Here is an 18,681-nt window from a genome sequence, read left to right as displayed (position 1 = left end):
ACTATCATATTACAAAAATCGCTAAAAATATACTCTTATGGAGGAATGATTATGGCAAAAGAAAAACCAATTCTTAACGTTGCATTTATCGGACACGTAGATGCTGGTAAATCAACAACAGTAGGAAGATTATTATTAGATGGTGGAGCTATCGACCCACAGTTAATCGTAAGATTAAGAAAAGAAGCTGAAGAAAAAGGTAAAGCAGGATTCGAATTTGCTTACGTTATGGACGGTTTAAAGGAAGAAAGAGAAAGAGGAGTTACAATTGACGTAGCTCACAAAAAATTCCCTACCGCAAAATACGAAGTTACAATCGTAGACTGCCCAGGCCACAGAGACTTCATTAAAAACATGATCACTGGTGCTTCACAAGCTGATGCAGCTGTTTTAGTTGTAAACGTTGACGATGCTAAATCAGGCATTCAACCCCAAACAAGAGAACACGTTTTCTTATCAAGAACACTTGGTATCACCCAATTAGCTGTTGCAATCAACAAAATGGACACAGTTAACTTCTCAGAAGCTGACTACAACGAAATGAAAAAGATGTTAGGCGACCAATTGTTAAAAATGGTTGGATTCAACCCTGACAACATCAACTTCATACCAGTTGCTTCACTTCTTGGTGACAACGTATTCAAAAAATCCGACAAAACACCATGGTACAACGGACCTACACTCGCAGAAGTTATCGATGGATTCCAACCACCTGAAAAACCAACAACCTTACCATTAAGATTACCTATCCAGGATGTTTACTCAATCACTGGTGTAGGTACAGTTCCAGTAGGAAGAGTTGAAACAGGTATCATCAAACCAGGAGACAAAGTTGTCTTCGAACCTGCAGGAGCAGTAGGAGAAATCAAAACTGTGGAAATGCACCACGAACAATTACCAAGTGCTGAACCTGGAGACAACATCGGTTTCAACGTAAGAGGCGTTGGTAAAAAAGACATTAAAAGAGGAGACGTTTTAGGACATACAACAAACCCTCCAACAGTTGCTGCAGACTTCACAGCACAAATCGTTGTTTTACAACACCCATCAGTTATGACAGTAGGTTACACACCTGTATTCCACGCACACACAGCACAGATTGCATGTACATTCATGGAATTACAGAAAAAATTAAACCCTGCAACTGGTGAAGTTTTAGAAGAAAACCCAGACTTCTTAAAAGCTGGTGACGCTGCAATCGTTAAATTAATGCCTACAAAACCATTAGTTATGGAAAGCGTTAAAGAAATCCCACAACTCGGTAGATTCGCAATCAGAGATATGGGTATGACCGTTGCTGCAGGTATGGCAATCCAAGTTACAGCTAAAAACAAATAATTTAGCTTAACTTTTTCTTCTTATTAAACACGGCAAAAGAGGCATATTATGCAAAAAGCAAGAATAAAATTATCAAGCACACAACACACAGAATTAGACGGTGTATGCGACCAGATTAAAGCTATCGCTGAAAAAACTGGTGTAGACATGTCAGGTCCAATTCCACTACCAACAAAAGCGTTAAAAGTTACAACAAGGAAATCAACAGATGGTGAAGGTTCCTCATCATTCGACAGATGGACAATGAGAGTTCACAAAAGAGTTATCGACATTGAAGCTGACGAAAGAACCATGAAACACATCATGAAAGTTAGAATTCCTGACACAGTTCAAATCGAAATTGAATTGAGAAACTAATTTTAATTCGTTTAAATCGCAAAAGCCAGACGTATTGCAATCTGAGAGTTGAGGATTGCAATAAAACTTCTTTTTTTCACATTATCAAATCAAAACATTTTTATAAATATATTAATATAATAAATAATACCTCATTCCAGAGTGTGTGAGGTTTAATTTTATTTTCGACCATTGTTCAGAGTAATTATGGTATAATATTTTTTATTTTTTTGAAAAGTTATTTAATCCCAATTTACATAATATAACGCATAAATTTTTTTATTCGAACATTGAACGGTGGTTTAAATTGGTATTTAAGGCATACGACATCAGGGGAATTTATGAAAAAGATTTAGATGATAATTTTGCTTATTCTTTAGGAAAACTCGTTGGAAAAAACTATGAAAGAATAATGGTTGGAAACGATATTCGAATCGGTTCCAAAAAACTCTTAAAACCATTTATTTACGGGATACTTGAAAATTCTAAAGTTTACTATGCTGGAGAAATCTCAACCCCGCTGATGTACTTTGGAACTCTTAAAAAATTTGATCTTGGAGTAATCTTAACTGCATCCCACAATCCAAAAGAGTATACTGGATTTAAAATGTGCGACATCGATGCAATTCCACTTTCACCAGTAGATGAAATAAAACCGGATTTTGAAATGTTTGAACTTTCAGAAGAACAAAAGGAAGAAATTGAAAATTTGGATTTAGAAAGTTTAAAGGTTGATATTTTAAGTAAATATTTGAATTTTTTTACCAAAAAACTTGAAAAAACAAATCGAAAAATTGCAGTAGACTTTGCAAACGGTGCAACTACCAATGCAGAAAAAAAAGTTTTAGAAAAAGTTTTAGAAAATAAAATATTTGTTAACGATTTTCCGGACGGAAATTTCCCTGCACACGAACCAGACACCCTTAAAAAAGAATGTTTGATCGATATTATAAACACGGTAAAAACTAACTTTTGCGAATTTGGCCTTATTTTTGATGGAGATGGCGACAGAATCGGAATGGTCGATGAAAAAGGAGAAATTTTAGCAGGGGACATATTAACTGCGATAATTTCAAATGAAATTTTAAACGAAGTTAAAGGAAAAATTGTATACGATTTAAGATGCAGTAAAGTGGTTCCTGAAACAATTTCAAAAAATGGGGGAACTCCTGTAAAAACAAGAGTTGGACACTACTTCATAAAAAAATTAATGCATGAAATAGATGCAGAGTTTGCAGGGGAGTTTAGCAATCACTTCTACTTCAAATCAACAGGTTACTTTGAAAGCCCGTTATTAGCATTGAATTATATCTTGAAAGCACTTGAAAGAGAAGGAAAACCACTCTCAGAAATTTCGAAAAATTACAAAAAATATTTCCACAGTGGTGAAATAAACTTTAAAGTGGCTAACCAGAAAAAATCGATCGAATCCATTGAAAAAAAATATGAAAACATCTGCAAAATCGAAAAATTAGATGGAATTTCGCTTTATTGTAATGATTTTTGGTTTAATGTTAGATCATCAAATACTGAACCACTTTTAAGGTTAAATTTAGAAGCAGATGATGAAAAAACAATGAATGAAAAATTAACAGAAATAAAAGAGATAATAAATTCTTAAATATTAAATAACTTTAAAAATTCCAAAAATACTTTTTTAAAAAAAATAAAAATTAAATTTAATTTAAGATATAACTTTGTCAATCATGTTAAGTTCAAGTGCTAATTTTATTTCTTTTGCAATTCTCTGACCCATGCTTAACGGTTCGCCAGTGTAAAGGCATGAATATGGACTTCCATTCATAAACGTGTTTGTTCCACCATCAACCCTTGCACTCATTTCAAATACAACGAGTTCTAGGTTGTCATTACATAATGACTGTAAACAGAATGGTCCAAGCATTCCCGGATTTACTTCTTCTTTTGCTTTTGCAACTAATTTATCGCCCATGTCAAATACCTGAGGTAAAAGACTTTCCCTAATTACAACAGGGAAGTTTCCGGTGATAACGTAGGAAGGGTCTATATTTAATTCAAGCTGGTCTTTTGCAGGAACTCTAACGAGCCCATCAATGCTGCTTTCATATCTTCTATCAATTCCCATTAATTCAACCTGATCTTTTAATGGTGAATAGAAATAGTGAATGCAGTAGTTTGCACCAACAACATATTCTTCGATGTGTGCTTTTGAAACATCGTCTTCTGTGAGAACACCTTTAGCTTTAAACTCGCCTATTTTTCTCCAGAACTCTTCAACACTTGAACATGGGAAGTAGCCTCTTCCGCCCCTTGCTCCAGGGAATTTAACCATTACTGGCCCATCTATTTCATCAGGTCCGCCATATTTTTTTGGAATTCTAAGACCGCTTCCGCCCAAAAGCCGTCCTTCGAGATCCCTTTCAGCTTCCCATCTTAAAATAGCTCTGTTTCCAAACATTGGAACTTTGAATGTGTCTTCCACATTATCTAATCCGCAGTAAGCAATGAATGAACCGTGAGGAACGATAATTGCATTCATATCTCTTAATTGCTGTTGAATTTCTTCTTTTGAAATATCTGAAAATTGATCAACATAGATAAATTTGTCTGCCACACCAAATCTTTTGTATGGTATAGCCCTATCTTTTGTTGTTATAACTGCTGTTGAAAAACCCTCTAATTTCGCACCTTTTAAGATGTGTAAAGACGTGTGGCTTCCTACCGTAACAATAGTCACTTCATCCTTGTTATATTTTTCAAAAATCCCCATTATTTCTTCTTTTGGAATCATATTACCACCATTGTTCTATATGGTATTTAAAATAGAGTTTTTAGACCCGAAATAACGCATAAGTATATTCGTGTTACTGTTTTTTATATGTTTCCTGTTTAGTAAATTACGTGATATAATGAGTGAGGATATTAATAATAATTTAAATAATTCGGATAATTCAAACGGATCTAACGAAAAAATAATAGTTGGACTCGATGAAGCAGGCCGTGGACCCGTACTTGGACCAATGGTAATTGCTTCGGTAAAAATTGATGAAAAAAATTTACATAAGTTAAATGATCTTGAATTAAAGGACAGTAAACAACTTTCCAAAAAAAAGCGTGAAGAACTTTATATAAAAATAAACGAAATATGCGATGTCGAAAAGATTGTAATTGATCCTGAAACAATTGACAAACAGATGGAAATTATAAACTTAAACAAAATAGAATTAAGCGCTTTTTCAAAGCTTTCAAATCATTTTATCAGGGAAAATGATAATATATCAATTTATATCGATGCCTGCAGTAGCAGTGAACAGTCATTTTCAAATCAATTTAAAGCAAAACTTATTAATAAAAACGTTGAAATCATTGCTGAACACAAAGCTGATGAAAATTACAAAATAGTGTCTGCTGCATCAATTATTGCTAAAGTAACTCGTGATAGGGTTATTGAAGAATATAAAGAAACTTTTGGAGAAATTGGAAGCGGATATCCAAGTGATCCAAAAACTAAAAAATTTTTAAAAAATTACGTGTATGAAAACAGAACTCTCCCAAAAATTGCTAGAAAGAGCTGGGCAACTTCAAAAAATCTTTTAAAGGAAATCGAAGAATCAAAAATATTTCAGTGGGTGAAATAATGGTTAACAAAGAACTAATTATAGATGATCGTGGAAAAAAATACCTTTTAAATAAAAACCTCGATAATTTCGGAAACGACCTTGGTGTTGTTGATTTAGTTGGAAAAGAAGAAGGATCAATTTTAATTACAAATAAAGGCGGAGAATTTTATTTTGTAACTCCAACTATTCATGACATTATTAAAAAAATGAAAAGAAGTGTTACAACACTCCTTCCAAAAGATATCGGATTAATCATTGCTGAATGCGGTATTGAAAATGGAGAAACCGTTGTTGAAGCAGGTACTGGTTCTGCGGCACTTACAATTTATTTAGCAAATGCTGTTGGAAAAGAAGGAAAAATAATAACTTACGAAAAAAGGCCAGAATTTGCAAAAATTGCTAGAAAAAATCTTGAAATAGTTGGAGCCGTTAGACAAAACCAAAAAATCATTGGAATTGATGACGAAGACGAAGAAGAAATTGAAATTGTAGAAAACGGGCTTTACAACGTTACGCAAAAAATCGGAGATATTACTGAAAAAATAGAAGAAGAAAATATCGATGTTTTAGTTTTGGATATGCCTGACCCTTGGAATGTTGTGGAACATGCTAAAAAATCACTCAATAAAGCAAAGGGAAGAATTGCAATATATGTACCATACGTAGAACAGGCTAAAAAAGGTGTTGAAGCTTTAAAAGAACACGGCTTTTTAGACATTAGAACTGTTGAATGTATTGTAAGAGACATTGAAATTTCAGAAAAAGGAGTAAGGCCATCAACTAGAATGATCGGACACACCGGATACATTACAACTGCGAGAGTCTGCCCTGAAAAAATAGTAGAATACGTTCCAAAAAAGCCAAAAGAGACAGCAGAACAGTCTGAAGAAAATTAAATTTTCACTTAACCATTTTTTTAAATACTACTATTTTTCATAATTATTATAACGAACACAAGTATCATCTATTTTGAGGGATAATTTATGAAAAGATTATACCGATCAGACAAAGAAAAAATGCTTTCAGGAGTATGTGGGGGACTTGCAATCTATTTCAACGTAGATCCAACGCTCATCAGGCTTTTATGGGTACTATTATTTTTCATGAACCCGTTAATGATTATTGTATATATTATTGCAGCAATAATTATCCCTATTGCACCCGAAGGGGTTTCGTACGATTTTTCTAAAGAGCCTGAAAAAATAAAAGCTGAATCTGAAGAATAAACTAATTTAAATTTTTTTATTTTTGGTGTTTTTATGAATTTAAAACTGAAAAACATAATTTATATTACAATCATTGGAATTTTAGTATTTTCTACACTATTTATCGTTCAAAATAATTTTGAAAGTTTAAATTTATCAAAAATACTTGAAAATGGTGAATTTGACGAAAAGATTCCAAAATATATCTTTGAAGATTCAATTGAAATATATTTATCCCCAAATGAACTTGAAAAGGTATCCAACGTTTCTAAATCATTAAGTGGTAATACTATTGAAGACTCCATCTGGAATATTGTACTTTGGGAAGAAGATAATATTGAATATAATCATGAAAAAGCAGAACTCCCAAGTCCTGAGGTTACATACTGGGTTGGCGGAAGAACAGAAGTTTCTGATTCATATAATAATACAATACAAAGTCCTGCAGAAACACTTAAATTAAAATCTGGAATCTGTGGAGATTATGCCCTATTAACTTCTGCATTGCTTTTAGAAATGGATTATTCCTCGATATATATCTTAACATTTGAATCAACAGGAAATCCAGGTCATGCAGCCGCGGCAGTTGATATAAATGGTGATTACTACATTATCGACCAGCAGCCCCCAATTATGGATTTATACAACTATTTAGATTATAAAAAAGATGTTGAAAATTATAATATCGATAACATTACATTTTACAAAATTAAACTTGTAAATGATTCAGTTTCTTATGATAAAGATTTTAAATCTGTTGAAAGTTACAGTGCAGTTTCAAATAAATACAGCGATATTGCAGGTTTTTCAAGGTATTTGATGACAGATTTTGAACAGAATTACGAAATAAAAAGTGACTACAATATACAATACTTAGATTCAATGGAATATCTTCCAAGAGCGTATGAAAAAGGAATTACAATTCAGTATTTCTTTGAATTTGGAGGGTACACACCAATTTTTGAAAAACAGTATGCAAAATGGGCATTTGATTACATTAAAAACGATGCGAATGAAAGTAAATATAATATTTCAGAATACAGTTCCATCTGGATTAGAAGTTCATACGATGGAGAAAAACTTAAATTAATAATAAATCTGGCTAAAAAATAATTATTTAAAACTTTAATACTTTTTTTCGGCGTTATATAATAATATCTTTTAGTTTAGGGCATTTCCATATATTGTACAATAAAAGTATTTCGATTTTTCTAGAATAGTAACAATAATATAATAATTAAAAAATACTTATTTTTGTTGTATTACAATGTTTTTAATTTTAAAAAGAGGCTTTGTAGGCACAAATAACAAAGTTTATTGAAGGTAGATACTATGGGCGTTGGAAATTCAATAAAAAATGTATGGCGCGGGATACGAGGAAAACCAAGCACGGAACTTCAAGAAATAATTGATTGTTTTAAATCCAGAGGGTCCTACAGATGCATTGAAGACTGCATGGACTTTTTAGAACTCAGTAAAAAGTTAAAACAGTTAAGCGGAAATAAATAAAAATATTTTTTTAATTCATTTTAAAACTTTTTTAAAGCATCACTATCCCGTTCAAAATAAACGTGCATGGATACTGAGTGATGCGTGTATTTTACAAGTTCAATTCCTAATTTTTCGGCAACCATTTCACCAAGAGCAATCAATCCTATTGCATTTGCGTGAAATGCCAAAAATGCATCGTTTGATCTGAAAAGTACTGTTTGGTATAATTTATTATCCCTTACTAAAAACTGTACAATCTGCAAACACGGAACATCTTTTACAGTCTGGTCAATATATGGATTCCAGGTAATTGCAACAGCCCGTCTTGAATTAATCTGTTCTTTTAATTTATTTACGATATATTCAATTTGATCGTTTTTTAATTCTTTTTTCTCATTAGGATATTCAAAAATTCTCTCGTGATAGTCGTAGACAAACGTTGCTCCTGATCCGTGTAATAACTGTTCTGTGTAAGATTTAACAGCCCTTTCACCAAGGGGATATTTTTCAGAGATTGATTTGTCAGATGGATCGTTAATTTCAATAATTGTATTCATTATCTCTTTGCATTTCTGCCCATCTTCGGTAATCATTTCAGTTCCTTCTTCCATGATTTTTGGTATAAGTGCTTCGAATGCAGATTTAACGGATTTTTTCTTCAGCGCGAGCATGATTTTCACCAACAGATAATATTTAATGTTTAAACTTCAATAAATTAAGGTAGTTAGAATAAAGGTGCGAATTATGGTTTATTTAAATTCTAATTTTTTATATGGCGACGACTTCGAACCAAAAAAAGGAACTTTGGTTATTGAAGATGAAATCATAAAAGGATTTACGAGTGAACACCATTCAAATGTTTTAAATTACAAGGGGTTGGTCATTCCTCCCCTTATTAATTCCCATACTCATATTGGAGACAATAGTATTAAAGATATTGGTATTGGCAAGTCACTTGACGAACTTGTCAAACCACCAAACGGCCTTAAACACAAGTTCTTAAATACTTGTAGCGAGAAAGAATTGGTGCAGGGGATGTCAGAAGGGCTTTATGATCTCGAAAATAATGGCATTAAAGCTTTTTGTGACTTCCGTGAAAATGGACTTAATGGAATAAATTCACTTAAATCAGCATTTGAAGATTCAAATGTATCTATTAAACCCATAATTCTTGGAAGACCCACTCAAAGAGAAGAAAACCTATTAAAAGATGAAATATCCATTATCTTGGATAATTGTGATGGTTTAGGATTAAGCGGTTCAAATGAGTATTCGGACCAAGAACTTAAGTTTATTTGTAAATTAGTAAACAAAAAAATACTTTCAATTCATGCAAATGAACATAAGGGCTCAGTCCAGTATTCAAAAGAAAAATATGGAATTTCTGAAATTGAAAGATTGATAAATCTAAACATAAAACCAGATTTTCTTATCCATGCGACACATTCAAGTTCTGACGATCTATCCCTGTTAAATGAAAATAAAATACCAGTTGTAGTATGCCCAAGAGCAAATGCCTCGTTTAACGTTGGACTTCCGGATATTCCCAAAATGTTAGAATATAATTTAAAACTTGGAATTGGAACAGATAACTTTATGGCAAATTCTCCGTCAATATTTAAAGAAATGGACTTTATCTACAAAATTTACCACGTGGATCCAAAAGAAATTCTTAAAATGGCGACAGTAAACGGTGCTGAAATACTTGGACTTCAAAATACTGGATTAATAAAAGAAGGATATATTCCGACATTTACATTTATAAAAAATGGAAATATTTTAAAAACTTCTAAAAACATTGCTGCATCAGTTGTAACCAGATTGGAAAATGGAGACGTTGATTCAAAGTTTTTAGTTTGCTAATTTAATGTTTAATTATTATTTAATTTAAAAAACTGCAATATATTAAATTTATGTGATATAATGACAATTGCTAAGTTTCACGGTGGATGCCACCAAATCGGAAAATCTTGCGTAGAGATAAACACTAAAAAATCAAAAATATTAATTGACTGCGGAATGGATCCTTCAGACAACGGTCTTCCAGATATTAACGACTCAGACGTTGATGCGGTTGTAGTTTCACACGCACACTTGGACCACTGCGGTGCAATACCTTACTTTAACTTCAAAAAAATATTCTGTAATCCTCCAACTGCTGATTTAATGTACAATGTATGGAAAGATACAGTAAGCCTTTCAAAAACATACAAAGAAGAAGATATCAAAAAATCAATGGATGTAATCAAAACTGTAAACTATAGAGAAGAAAAACAGGTTACTTCAGACATTAAGATGAAAATGTACGATGCAGGACATATTTTAGGAAGTTCTTCTCTTTATTTAGATATCGATGGAAAAAAATTATTATATACTGGAGATATCAACGAAATTGAAACAAGAACTCTTCGTGCAGCTGACACCGACTTTGATGAAATCGATACAATAATTATTGAATCTACCTACGGTTCACCATTAGATATAAAGCCTGCAAGAAAAGTTTTAGAAAAACAGCTTATTGATGAAATCTCTGAAACTATCGACAACGGCGGAAAAGTAATTATTCCAGTTTTTGCAGTTGGAAGATCCCAAGAAATCATTGTCGTAATCAATAACTACATGAAAAGCGGTGCTTTAAAAGAAGTTCCAATTTACATTAACGGATCATTGACACACACTACCGGAATGTACATGGGATATTCTGACTGGTTAAATCCAAAAATAAAAAATGCAATTGAAAACAGGATCAACCCATTTGGAAATCTAATAAAAGGTGGGGATGAAGTTTTCAGTAGAGAACCATGTATCATTATTTCAACATCTGGAATGGTTCAGGGAGGTCCAGTACTTCAATACCTTTCATTATTGAAAAATCCAAGAAATAAAATTATATTAACCGGATACCAAGCTGAAGGAACTATCGGAAGAAGCCTTGAAGAAGGAGCTACAGAAGTAAAACCCTTTAAAAGAGCAATTCCGGTAAATGGAAAAGTAGTGAAAATCGAGTTTTCTGCCCACGCTGATTACAATTCACTCCTTAGATTTATGAAAAAGATACCGCAACCAGATAAAGCAATTGTAATGCACGGGGAAAGATATCAGGCACTATCCCTTGCAATGACAATCTGGAAAACCTTAAAAATTCCCGCACTTGCTCCAAGTATTGGCAGTGTTTTGCCTTTATTTGATTAATTATCCCACATACTCTCTTTTTTAATATTTTAAATTTTGATAACCGATATAATATTTACTTTTCTAATGTATGTTACAAAAATAAGTAATTTAAACGGGCTTTTAAGTATTTAATAATATATAATCCCTTATCTGCATTTTTAAAGAGGTATTCCTTTATATTATCCCCGAGAAAGAAAGTTTAATGTATGCATATTACCCTTGGAGGTGAATAAAGTGGCAGAACCTGTAACTATCAGCCCTACAACTAGACATGAAGGGCATGCTAAGCTAGTTTTGAATGTAGATGATGAAGGGATTGTAACTAAGGCATTTTATCCAAATACAACCCCTGTAAGAGGTTTCGAAACCATGCTGCAAGGAAAAACAGCAGCATTTGGACCTATTGCAGTTATGAGAATTTGTGGTATATGTCAGGCAACCCACGGTATTGCTTCATGTGAGGCAATCGAAAATGCTATTGATATGGAAATACCAAAAGACGGTATGATATTAAGAGAATTATTAGGTTTAGGAAATAGGATGCATTCGCACCCATTACACCATTTGTTAATTGTAGATGACTTCTTAAAACCTGAAGAAGCAGGAACCTTAAGAGTTGAAGGAATCAAATTGATCCAGAGAATGAGAAAAGCTGGACAAATGGTTGTAGACATTACTGGTGGAGAAGGAATTCACCCTCCAAATTTGATGGTTGGTGGAATGAGAACCAACATCACCGAAAGAGCAAAATCCAAACTCTACTATGCTTGTAGAGAATACGAAAAAGATTGTAATGCAATGTTAGAAGTATTGGAAATGTTAATGGAAAGATACCTAGATGAAATCGGAATTCCAGATTTAGGTAAACACAATCTCCCATACATTGCTACAGACTCAACATTTGGTAACAGAGATGCTATCAACTGGAAAGATGTAACAGAAGTACCTGCACAAAGATACTATGCAGACTTCCCAGATATTGCACAAACCGCAACAAACCAGATCCCATTCTACAGAGGAAACCCTGCAGAAGGTGGACCTAGAGCAAGAATGATTAAATACGGAAACTTCAAACCTGCTGGCGGAGCAATGGACCTTAACCTTGCGAGAGCTATGGAAAACTTCGAAGCTGTTAAACGATCATTGGAACTTATCGATGAATTAAACATTAACGGAACTGTAAGAGAAGTACCTAACTTCTATAATGCAAAAGAAGAATTCGGAATAGGTGTTCACGAAGCACCAAGAGCTACCAACACCCACATGGCTAAAATGGGCAAAGACGGTAGAATCGAAAAATACAACATCATTGCTGCTTCAACATGGAACTTCCCAGCTGTTGAAAAAGCTATTGAAGGTTACCACCATAAATATGCGGAAGTAATTATGAGAGCTTACGACATATGAGCTTCATGTGCTACGCACGTCATCGTAAAAGATGAACAGACTAAAAAAGTTGTTGAAATAAGAGAATTCTAAATTCCTGAAAAGGAAAGTCTTGGAAAGGGAACCTTAATGGACCTTGAAAGACACAAATTAACTTACGGTAATCATAAAAAAATCATTTCAACGGTATTGATATGGAATACAGTTTAACCCCTTCATACCTTTTAAAGGAAAATATGGTTCTTGCATGCGGAAATATCCTATTTGCAGACGATGGATTTAGTGTCCATGTAATCGAAAAATTACAGGAAATACTAACTGAAGAAGAAAAGGAAAACATTGCACTTGTAGATGCAGGAGCAGGAGCTCCGCAACAAGTGCTCACTTTAATCGACAGTGAATCCAAGACTAAGAAAATAATAGTCGTGGATATCATCGATTACGGACTAGAACCTGGAGAAATTAAGATACTTACTATGGAGGATCTTCCAAAACCAGACCACACAAAAGTTGACAGTCATGACTGGCCGCTCTCAACTACCATGTACAGAGTAGTTAGGGACTCCCCTCGTGAAATAGACTTTAAAGTTGTCGGTTGTCAGAAGAAGTACGTTTCAGAACCTGATGTAGTACTTGAACTGTCAGAAGAAGTCCAAAATGCAGTAGACGTAGCCGTAGACATTGTACTTTCCGAATTAAGGGGAAAACCAATCAACTAAGGGAGGAGAATACCATGGTAAAAGTTGCCCACGTGCAATTAAGTAGCTGCTGTGGGTGTCTAGTTTCCCTTGCAGACACCTATGAACAGCTTTTAGATGTTTTAGGAGCTATAGATTTAGTTTACTCCCAGACTCTCGCTGACGTGAGAGAAATTCCTGACGATGTAGACATAGTCTTGCTCGAAGGTAGTGTTTGTTTAAGCGACCACCACGCAATGGAAGTTGCACTTGAATCCAGAAAAAAAGGAAAAATATTAGTTGCGTTAGGAGCTTGTGCTGCTAGCGGAAATATTACAAGATTTTCAAAAGGAAATCAGATGTCAAAACCAGTTCACGATTCATTTGCACCGTTAACTGAAGTTGTGAAATGTGACTTGGCAATCCCAGGATGTCCGCCATCACCAGAATCTATAGTTGCAGTTGTTTTAGCGGCATTAAACGGAGATATGGAATACTTAGAACCATACGCAGAACTTGCAAAATATGGATCAGAAGCTTGTGGATGCGATTTGATTGTAAAAGTAATCAACAAATCACTCTGTATGGGTTGCGGTTCATGTGCTGCAGCATGCCCTACAAGAGCAGTATCTATGGATGCAGGAAGACCATTAGTTGACAAGGAAATCTGTATAAAATGTGGTGCATGTTCAGTTCAGTGCCCAAGAATTAGATTCCCAGAATTAATTGAAAAAATAGAATAATTGCAATTATGGAAAATAAAAAAAGGTGATTAGATGGATCCCTTTGGAAAATATATAAAAGCAGTTTCCGCAAGGGCTGCAGACAAAGAAATCCTTAAGAAAGCACAAGATGGAGGTATCGTTTCTGCCGCATACATTTACGGTTTAGAAAACGGACTCCTCGATGGTGTAATTATTGCAGACAAAGAAGATGGATTTGCAGCAGCTCCAAAAGTTGCTACAACAAGAGAAGAAATCTTAAACGCTGCAGGAACTAAATATACAGTATGTCCTAACCTTTCAGTAGTAAAAAGCGCTGTAAGAGAATACGGATGCGACAAATTAGGATTTGTTGGAACTCCTTGTCAGGTTAGATCAATCAGAAAAGCTATAAAATACCCTGTTGGATACAGACACGTTCCAGACAAAATTGCATTAATTATGGGTATATTCTGTATGGAAAACTTCCCATATAATGGTATGAAAGCAATTGTTGAAGAACACTGCGGTATCAAAATGGATGATGTTGTAAAAACCGACATCGGAAAAGGTAAATTCTGGGTATACTCAAAATGGGGCGACGTAAAAACAATCCCATTAAAAGACACCCACCCATACGAACAAGGATCATGCCACGTATGTATGGACTATACAGCAGAACTTGCAGATATCTCAACAGGTTCCGTTGGAAGCCCAGATGGATGGAGTACAATCTTTGTTAGAACTGCAAAAGGGGAAGAGTACTTAAACAAAATGGTTGAAGCAGGCGCTCTTGAAACAAAAGAAATTGACGCTGTAAAACCAGGTTTAGGATTAGTAGAAAAACTCGCTCTCACGAAAAAAGAGAAAAATGGAAAAGAAGTGGAACACAGGAAAGAAATCGGCTTACCTGTTCCATACTAACTTCTTTTAAACTTTTTTACTATTTTTAAATAAATTTTCGACAATTATATTATATAGTTTTTTCATAAGTTATTTTTATTGTGTAATCTGGTTTTGAGGGATTTATGTGAACGTGAGACTTATCGAATGCTATGTTCCAAAAAAGATATTTGCAGGATACGAAGAATCGCTTGGAGATAACCTTGAAAACATTATCTGGCACAGCATTTGCGAAGAATCAAATTATACTGTAATCAGGTTACTTACCGAAACAGAACACGTTGAAAAAGTAATCGATGTACTCTCCTCAAAATACGGCGGATCGAATTTCAGAATACTTGTAACTGAACCCACCGCAACGATTCCGGAAATCAAAAAAGAAGAAAAAGTAGAAGTTGAAGATAAAACCCCAAAAAGAGTTTCAAGACATGAAATAATTGGAAAAATAGGGGATATATCAAACCTTTCAAAAGAATATTACTCATTATTATTTTTAGCTGCGGTTGTTGCATCTATTGGAATATGGTTAGATGATGTTGCATTGATAATTGGTTCCATGATAATTGCACCTTTTTTAAGTCCCATGATTTCATTCACGTTCTCAATTGCAGTAATGGATACATCCCTTGCAAAAAAATCTTTGAAAAATTTAATATTGGGAATTTTAACAGTACTCGTATTTTCATTCTTTATTGGAACATTCATACACGTAAGTCCTGAAAGCCCCCAAGTTGCATCCAGAATGAATTTAGGCTTGCAAAATATTGTAATTGCACTTTCAGCAGGGTTTGTTGGTACACTTTCAATGTTAATCCCTGAAATTTCGTCAACAGTTGTTGGAGTTATGATTGCAGTTGCCCTGATGCCACCATTAGTTGCATTTGGTTTAATGCTTGGTTCAGGATATTACTTAGAATCAGTCCCGATTCTGATACTATTTATTGTAAATATAATCTCAGTTAACTTTGCATCTGCATCATTGTTTTATATTTACGGCATAACCCCTTACAAATGGTGGGAAATTGAAAAAGCAAGAAAATTATCAATATTTACCATAATATTCTGGTTCTCAAATCTCTTAATTCTTGCGGGTATTATCATGCTATTTGGAAATGGAAATTTGAAAATAATATAAATCCTTAAAAAAATAAATTAGAGTAGATAACTTTGGGGATGAGATTATGACCAGAAATCCTGTTGTTGCAGGGATGTTTTATCCTGCTGAATACCATGAATTACTTGAAATGATCGAATACTGCTATTTGAACCCAAGGGGCCCTAAAGAACTGCCTTCAAAACGGGGAAAATACACAAAACCGCTTGGAATCGTATCGCCACATGCAGGATATATCTACTCTGGACCTGTTGCCGCACACGGGTACAAAAAAATATCTGAAAACATCAGCGGAGAAATCACCGCGATAATTCTTGGTCCAAACCATACGGGACTTGGTTCTGGAATTGCCACCATGAAAGGGACATGGAAAACGCCTTTTGGAGATATGGAAATCGATAACGAATTTGCTGACAGATTATGGAAAGAATGCGATATTTTAGATATGGATGAAAATTCACATTTGAGAGAACACTCAATAGAAGTACAGCTACCATTTTTAAAGCATCTTGAAGACCTAAATATCGCAAAATTCAAATTTGTCCCAATATCTATGATGATGCAGGATTATGACTCTTGTATTGATGTAGGGTATGTTATTGCAAAAGTTGCAAGGGAATTAAACAGAAAAATTGTAATAATTGCTTCTACAGACTTTTCACACTACGAACCCCAAGAACAGGCTTCAAAAAAAGATGCAGTTGTTATAAAAGACATTTTAAAATTAAATGATGAAGAAATATTCACTGATGTTGTAACACACAATATAAGCATGTGCGGATACGGGCCAGTTATTGCAATGGTCAAAGCAATGAAAGATTTGGGTGCTAGGACCTCATATTTACTTTATTATTCAACTTCTGGTGATGTTACAAAAGATTATTCAGAAGTCGTTGGATATGCTTCACTGCTAATAAAATAGGTTTAAAATAAGCTAAAATAATAAATTAATAGTTTCTAAAATTAGTTCGAGTTTAAATAATCTTTAAGTTCTTTTTTTAAATCATTTACTGAAGGAGCAGTTCCTTCAAATATAATGTCTTCATCAAATGCAACTGCTGGAGCCATTAATACCCATTCAGAAATTTCTTTTATATCCGTTACTTTTTCAATTTCTGCGTCAATGTTCATCTCCAAAACTGCTTTTTTAACGTTTTCGTACGTTTCATTGCATTTTGAACATCCCATACCAAATACTCTTATTTTCATAAATCCACCTTTGAAATTTTATTGATAAATCAAATTATATTTTTTAATTAATAATTAATTTTGTAGAATTTTTATGTGTTTTGGAATTTTCTGGACAAAAAATAGCGAAATTACACTAAATACTGCACCCATGATAAATGGAGTCTTCCAGTTTGCCATCCACAAGATTCCGCCAACCACAGGAATTATAACTGCCGAAATATGATTTATTGCAAATCCAACACCCATTGACGGCGCGATATCTTCGGAATCTGCGGTTTTTTGAAAGTATGTATTTATCCCGATAGCAAAGCTGAATACGATATGGTCGATTATGTAGAGTAAAACTGCAATATTCCTGTTTTCAATAAATGCATAACCTAAGAAAACGAACGTTAACGTCACATATTCTATTGTAAGCATCTTTCGTTCCCCCAAATTATTTATTCCCTCTGCAACCTTTGGAGCCGTGAAATAGATCAATAAATTGTTTAAAACAAATAATACTGCAACTTCAGAAACACTAAATCCATAGTTTTGAACCAGTAAAAATACTGCAAATGCGATAAAGATCTGCCTTCTTGCACCACTTAAAAAGTTTAAAACGTAGTATAACCAGTATTTTTTCTTTACAACCATTCCTTTTCTTTGTGGGACCGTTTCTTTAAAGATTGGATTTTTAAAAAGTGAATAAACCCCGATTAACATTATAACTATCCCATAAATTAGATAATTTGTCCATATAGGCAACAGTTTAACACTTAACCATATAAAAAATCCTGCAATAATACTTGCGATTGCACCGTAGCTACTAAATCTTCCAAAAACTACTGGCGCCTCTTTTTTATTAAAGTGCTGGAGTGTAAGCGATTTATTGGTTGTTTCAAAATAGTGAAATCCCAAAGACATTAAAAACGTCGTGATAATTAAACCTTGAACTGTTGGGAATAATCCGGTTATTGCAACACCAAAACCCATTAAAATTGTTGAAAGCGCTGAAAGCCTGTGTTCTTTTATCACTAAAAGTACATAAATTACAAGAAACGTTAAAAAACCAGGTATTTCTCGAATAGACTGGATTAAACCCATTTGAAATCCATTTATACCGACAACGTCCACTGCAAAATTGTTAAAAAGCGTTCCCCAAACCTGATGAGAAATTGCGGCTGCAACTATTAGAAAAAAGAGGTAATTGTACATTGGATTTTTTTTGATTTCTATCATCGATACACCGATTGTTTACAATTAAGTTAAGTTTAAACAATTATTCTCAGGTTTTAATATTTATAGGGATTACAATTTTCGGGTTTTCGGCATTACTGTAATTTTATTCATTTTTTTACTCTTCTTCTACCTTTGAGTCCTGAAACATCTATTTCCATTTTTGTACCGCAAGATTCGCAGTTTGGAATTTCAACTTCTGCGGCTTTACATATACAGACATCTACACGATAAGTAATTCTTTTTTTACAGTTTGGACACTGCAAATTCCACTGGAGCATTCTATCACCTTGATACTAGTATAATTCAAAACAGGATATATTTATAACTATCAATATATCGATTAAT

Annotated in this window: 21 protein-coding genes; 16 read left to right on the top strand and 5 right to left on the bottom strand. The window is 33.8% G+C overall.

Features of this window, described 5'->3' with window-relative positions:
* The first annotated feature begins 51 nt into the window (after positions 1 to 51).
* The 3 genes from tuf to MMJJ_RS07280 all read left to right on the top strand — a co-directional run bounded on the left by tuf (position 52) and on the right by MMJJ_RS07280 (position 3,295).
* Complete coding sequence (gene tuf / locus MMJJ_RS07290) at positions 52 to 1,338, top strand: translation elongation factor EF-1 subunit alpha (RefSeq protein WP_104838258.1); 1,287 nt, start codon at positions 52 to 54, stop codon at positions 1,336 to 1,338.
* A 48-nt stretch (positions 1,339 to 1,386) separates the two neighbouring features.
* Positions 1,387 to 1,695, top strand: a complete 309-nt coding sequence (gene rpsJ / locus MMJJ_RS07285; protein WP_011171315.1) for a 30S ribosomal protein S10 — start codon at positions 1,387 to 1,389, stop codon at positions 1,693 to 1,695.
* Between the two features lie 286 nt (positions 1,696 to 1,981).
* Positions 1,982 to 3,295, top strand: a complete 1,314-nt coding sequence (locus tag MMJJ_RS07280) for a phosphomannomutase/phosphoglucomutase (protein WP_104838257.1) — start codon at positions 1,982 to 1,984, stop codon at positions 3,293 to 3,295.
* A 63-nt stretch (positions 3,296 to 3,358) separates the two neighbouring features.
* Here MMJJ_RS07280 and MMJJ_RS07275 read toward each other — a convergent pair whose 3' ends face one another.
* The gene (locus MMJJ_RS07275) at positions 3,359 to 4,444 is read right to left on the bottom strand and encodes a formate--phosphoribosylaminoimidazolecarboxamide ligase (protein ID WP_104838256.1); all 1,086 of its coding nucleotides are present in this window, start codon (positions 4,442 to 4,444) and stop codon (positions 3,359 to 3,361) included.
* A gap of 118 nt (positions 4,445 to 4,562) precedes the next feature.
* Between MMJJ_RS07275 and rnhB the strand changes: the two genes are divergently transcribed.
* The 5 genes from rnhB to MMJJ_RS09365 all read left to right on the top strand — a co-directional run bounded on the left by rnhB (position 4,563) and on the right by MMJJ_RS09365 (position 7,987).
* On the top strand, positions 4,563 to 5,291 hold the full coding sequence (rnhB, locus tag MMJJ_RS07270; protein WP_104838255.1) for a ribonuclease HII: 729 nt from the start codon (positions 4,563 to 4,565) through the stop codon (positions 5,289 to 5,291).
* Complete coding sequence (locus MMJJ_RS07265; protein ID WP_104838254.1) at positions 5,291 to 6,169, top strand: tRNA (adenine-N1)-methyltransferase; 879 nt, start codon at positions 5,291 to 5,293, stop codon at positions 6,167 to 6,169. The genes rnhB and MMJJ_RS07265 overlap by 1 nt, the downstream gene beginning before the upstream one ends.
* Before the next feature lie 87 nt (positions 6,170 to 6,256).
* Positions 6,257 to 6,499: a PspC domain-containing protein gene (locus MMJJ_RS07260; RefSeq protein WP_104838253.1), complete on the top strand. Its 243-nt coding sequence runs from the start codon at positions 6,257 to 6,259 to the stop codon at positions 6,497 to 6,499.
* 33 nt (positions 6,500 to 6,532) lie between these two features.
* Positions 6,533 to 7,591, top strand: a complete 1,059-nt coding sequence (locus MMJJ_RS07255; protein ID WP_104838252.1) for a transglutaminase-like domain-containing protein — start codon at positions 6,533 to 6,535, stop codon at positions 7,589 to 7,591.
* A gap of 204 nt (positions 7,592 to 7,795) precedes the next feature.
* Entirely contained in the window at positions 7,796 to 7,987 is a 192-nt protein-coding gene (locus MMJJ_RS09365) for a hypothetical protein (RefSeq protein ID WP_181507951.1), read from the top strand.
* Between the two features lie 20 nt (positions 7,988 to 8,007).
* Here the strand turns inward: MMJJ_RS09365 and MMJJ_RS07250 are convergent, their stop codons facing one another.
* Positions 8,008 to 8,640 (bottom strand): thymidylate synthase, encoded by a 633-nt coding sequence (locus MMJJ_RS07250; protein ID WP_104838251.1) that lies wholly within the window; start codon positions 8,638 to 8,640, stop codon positions 8,008 to 8,010.
* A gap of 73 nt (positions 8,641 to 8,713) precedes the next feature.
* Between MMJJ_RS07250 and MMJJ_RS07245 the strand changes: the two genes are divergently transcribed.
* The 8 genes from MMJJ_RS07245 to amrB all read left to right on the top strand — a co-directional run bounded on the left by MMJJ_RS07245 (position 8,714) and on the right by amrB (position 16,846).
* Positions 8,714 to 9,832 carry an amidohydrolase family protein gene (locus MMJJ_RS07245; protein ID WP_104838250.1) on the top strand — a complete coding sequence of 373 codons (1,119 nt, stop codon included), beginning with the start codon at positions 8,714 to 8,716 and terminating at the stop codon, positions 9,830 to 9,832.
* Between the two features lie 60 nt (positions 9,833 to 9,892).
* Positions 9,893 to 11,161, top strand: a complete 1,269-nt coding sequence (locus tag MMJJ_RS07240; RefSeq protein WP_011171325.1) for an MBL fold metallo-hydrolase — start codon at positions 9,893 to 9,895, stop codon at positions 11,159 to 11,161.
* 216 nt (positions 11,162 to 11,377) lie between these two features.
* Complete coding sequence (gene frhA / locus MMJJ_RS07235; RefSeq protein WP_104838249.1) at positions 11,378 to 12,622, top strand: coenzyme F420 hydrogenase subunit alpha; 1,245 nt, start codon at positions 11,378 to 11,380, stop codon at positions 12,620 to 12,622.
* A gap of 101 nt (positions 12,623 to 12,723) precedes the next feature.
* Positions 12,724 to 13,248 carry a coenzyme F420-reducing hydrogenase, FrhD protein gene (gene frhD / locus MMJJ_RS07230; RefSeq protein ID WP_048055822.1) on the top strand — a complete coding sequence of 175 codons (525 nt, stop codon included), beginning with the start codon at positions 12,724 to 12,726 and terminating at the stop codon, positions 13,246 to 13,248.
* 14 nt (positions 13,249 to 13,262) lie between these two features.
* Positions 13,263 to 13,949: a coenzyme F420 hydrogenase subunit gamma gene (frhG, locus tag MMJJ_RS07225; RefSeq protein ID WP_104838248.1), complete on the top strand. Its 687-nt coding sequence runs from the start codon at positions 13,263 to 13,265 to the stop codon at positions 13,947 to 13,949.
* Positions 13,950 to 13,982: 33 nt separating this feature from the next.
* Entirely contained in the window at positions 13,983 to 14,831 is an 849-nt protein-coding gene (frhB, locus tag MMJJ_RS07220) for a coenzyme F420 hydrogenase subunit beta (RefSeq protein ID WP_104838247.1), read from the top strand.
* Positions 14,832 to 14,937: 106 nt separating this feature from the next.
* Positions 14,938 to 15,945 carry a TIGR00341 family protein gene (locus tag MMJJ_RS07215; protein ID WP_104838246.1) on the top strand — a complete coding sequence of 336 codons (1,008 nt, stop codon included), beginning with the start codon at positions 14,938 to 14,940 and terminating at the stop codon, positions 15,943 to 15,945.
* 46 nt (positions 15,946 to 15,991) lie between these two features.
* Complete coding sequence (gene amrB / locus MMJJ_RS07210) at positions 15,992 to 16,846, top strand: AmmeMemoRadiSam system protein B (RefSeq protein ID WP_104838245.1); 855 nt, start codon at positions 15,992 to 15,994, stop codon at positions 16,844 to 16,846.
* Positions 16,847 to 16,887: 41 nt separating this feature from the next.
* Here the strand turns inward: amrB and MMJJ_RS07205 are convergent, their stop codons facing one another.
* The 3 genes from MMJJ_RS07205 to MMJJ_RS09360 all read right to left on the bottom strand — a co-directional run bounded on the left by MMJJ_RS07205 (position 16,888) and on the right by MMJJ_RS09360 (position 18,614).
* Positions 16,888 to 17,133 (bottom strand): MTH895/ArsE family thioredoxin-like protein, encoded by a 246-nt coding sequence (locus MMJJ_RS07205; protein ID WP_104838244.1) that lies wholly within the window; start codon positions 17,131 to 17,133, stop codon positions 16,888 to 16,890.
* A gap of 54 nt (positions 17,134 to 17,187) precedes the next feature.
* Complete coding sequence (locus MMJJ_RS07200; RefSeq protein ID WP_104838243.1) at positions 17,188 to 18,336, bottom strand: MFS transporter; 1,149 nt, start codon at positions 18,334 to 18,336, stop codon at positions 17,188 to 17,190.
* 107 nt (positions 18,337 to 18,443) lie between these two features.
* Entirely contained in the window at positions 18,444 to 18,614 is a 171-nt protein-coding gene (locus tag MMJJ_RS09360) for a hypothetical protein (protein WP_011171334.1), read from the bottom strand.
* Between the last annotated feature and the right edge of the window lie 67 nt (positions 18,615 to 18,681).

Origin of the sequence: Methanococcus maripaludis, from assembly GCF_002945325.1 — an archaeon.
Lineage (GTDB): Archaea > AGJL01 > Methanococci > Methanococcales > Methanococcaceae > Methanococcus > Methanococcus maripaludis.
Note: the sequence above shows the minus strand (reverse complement) of the source record. Positions and strands in the feature narration are given on the sequence as shown.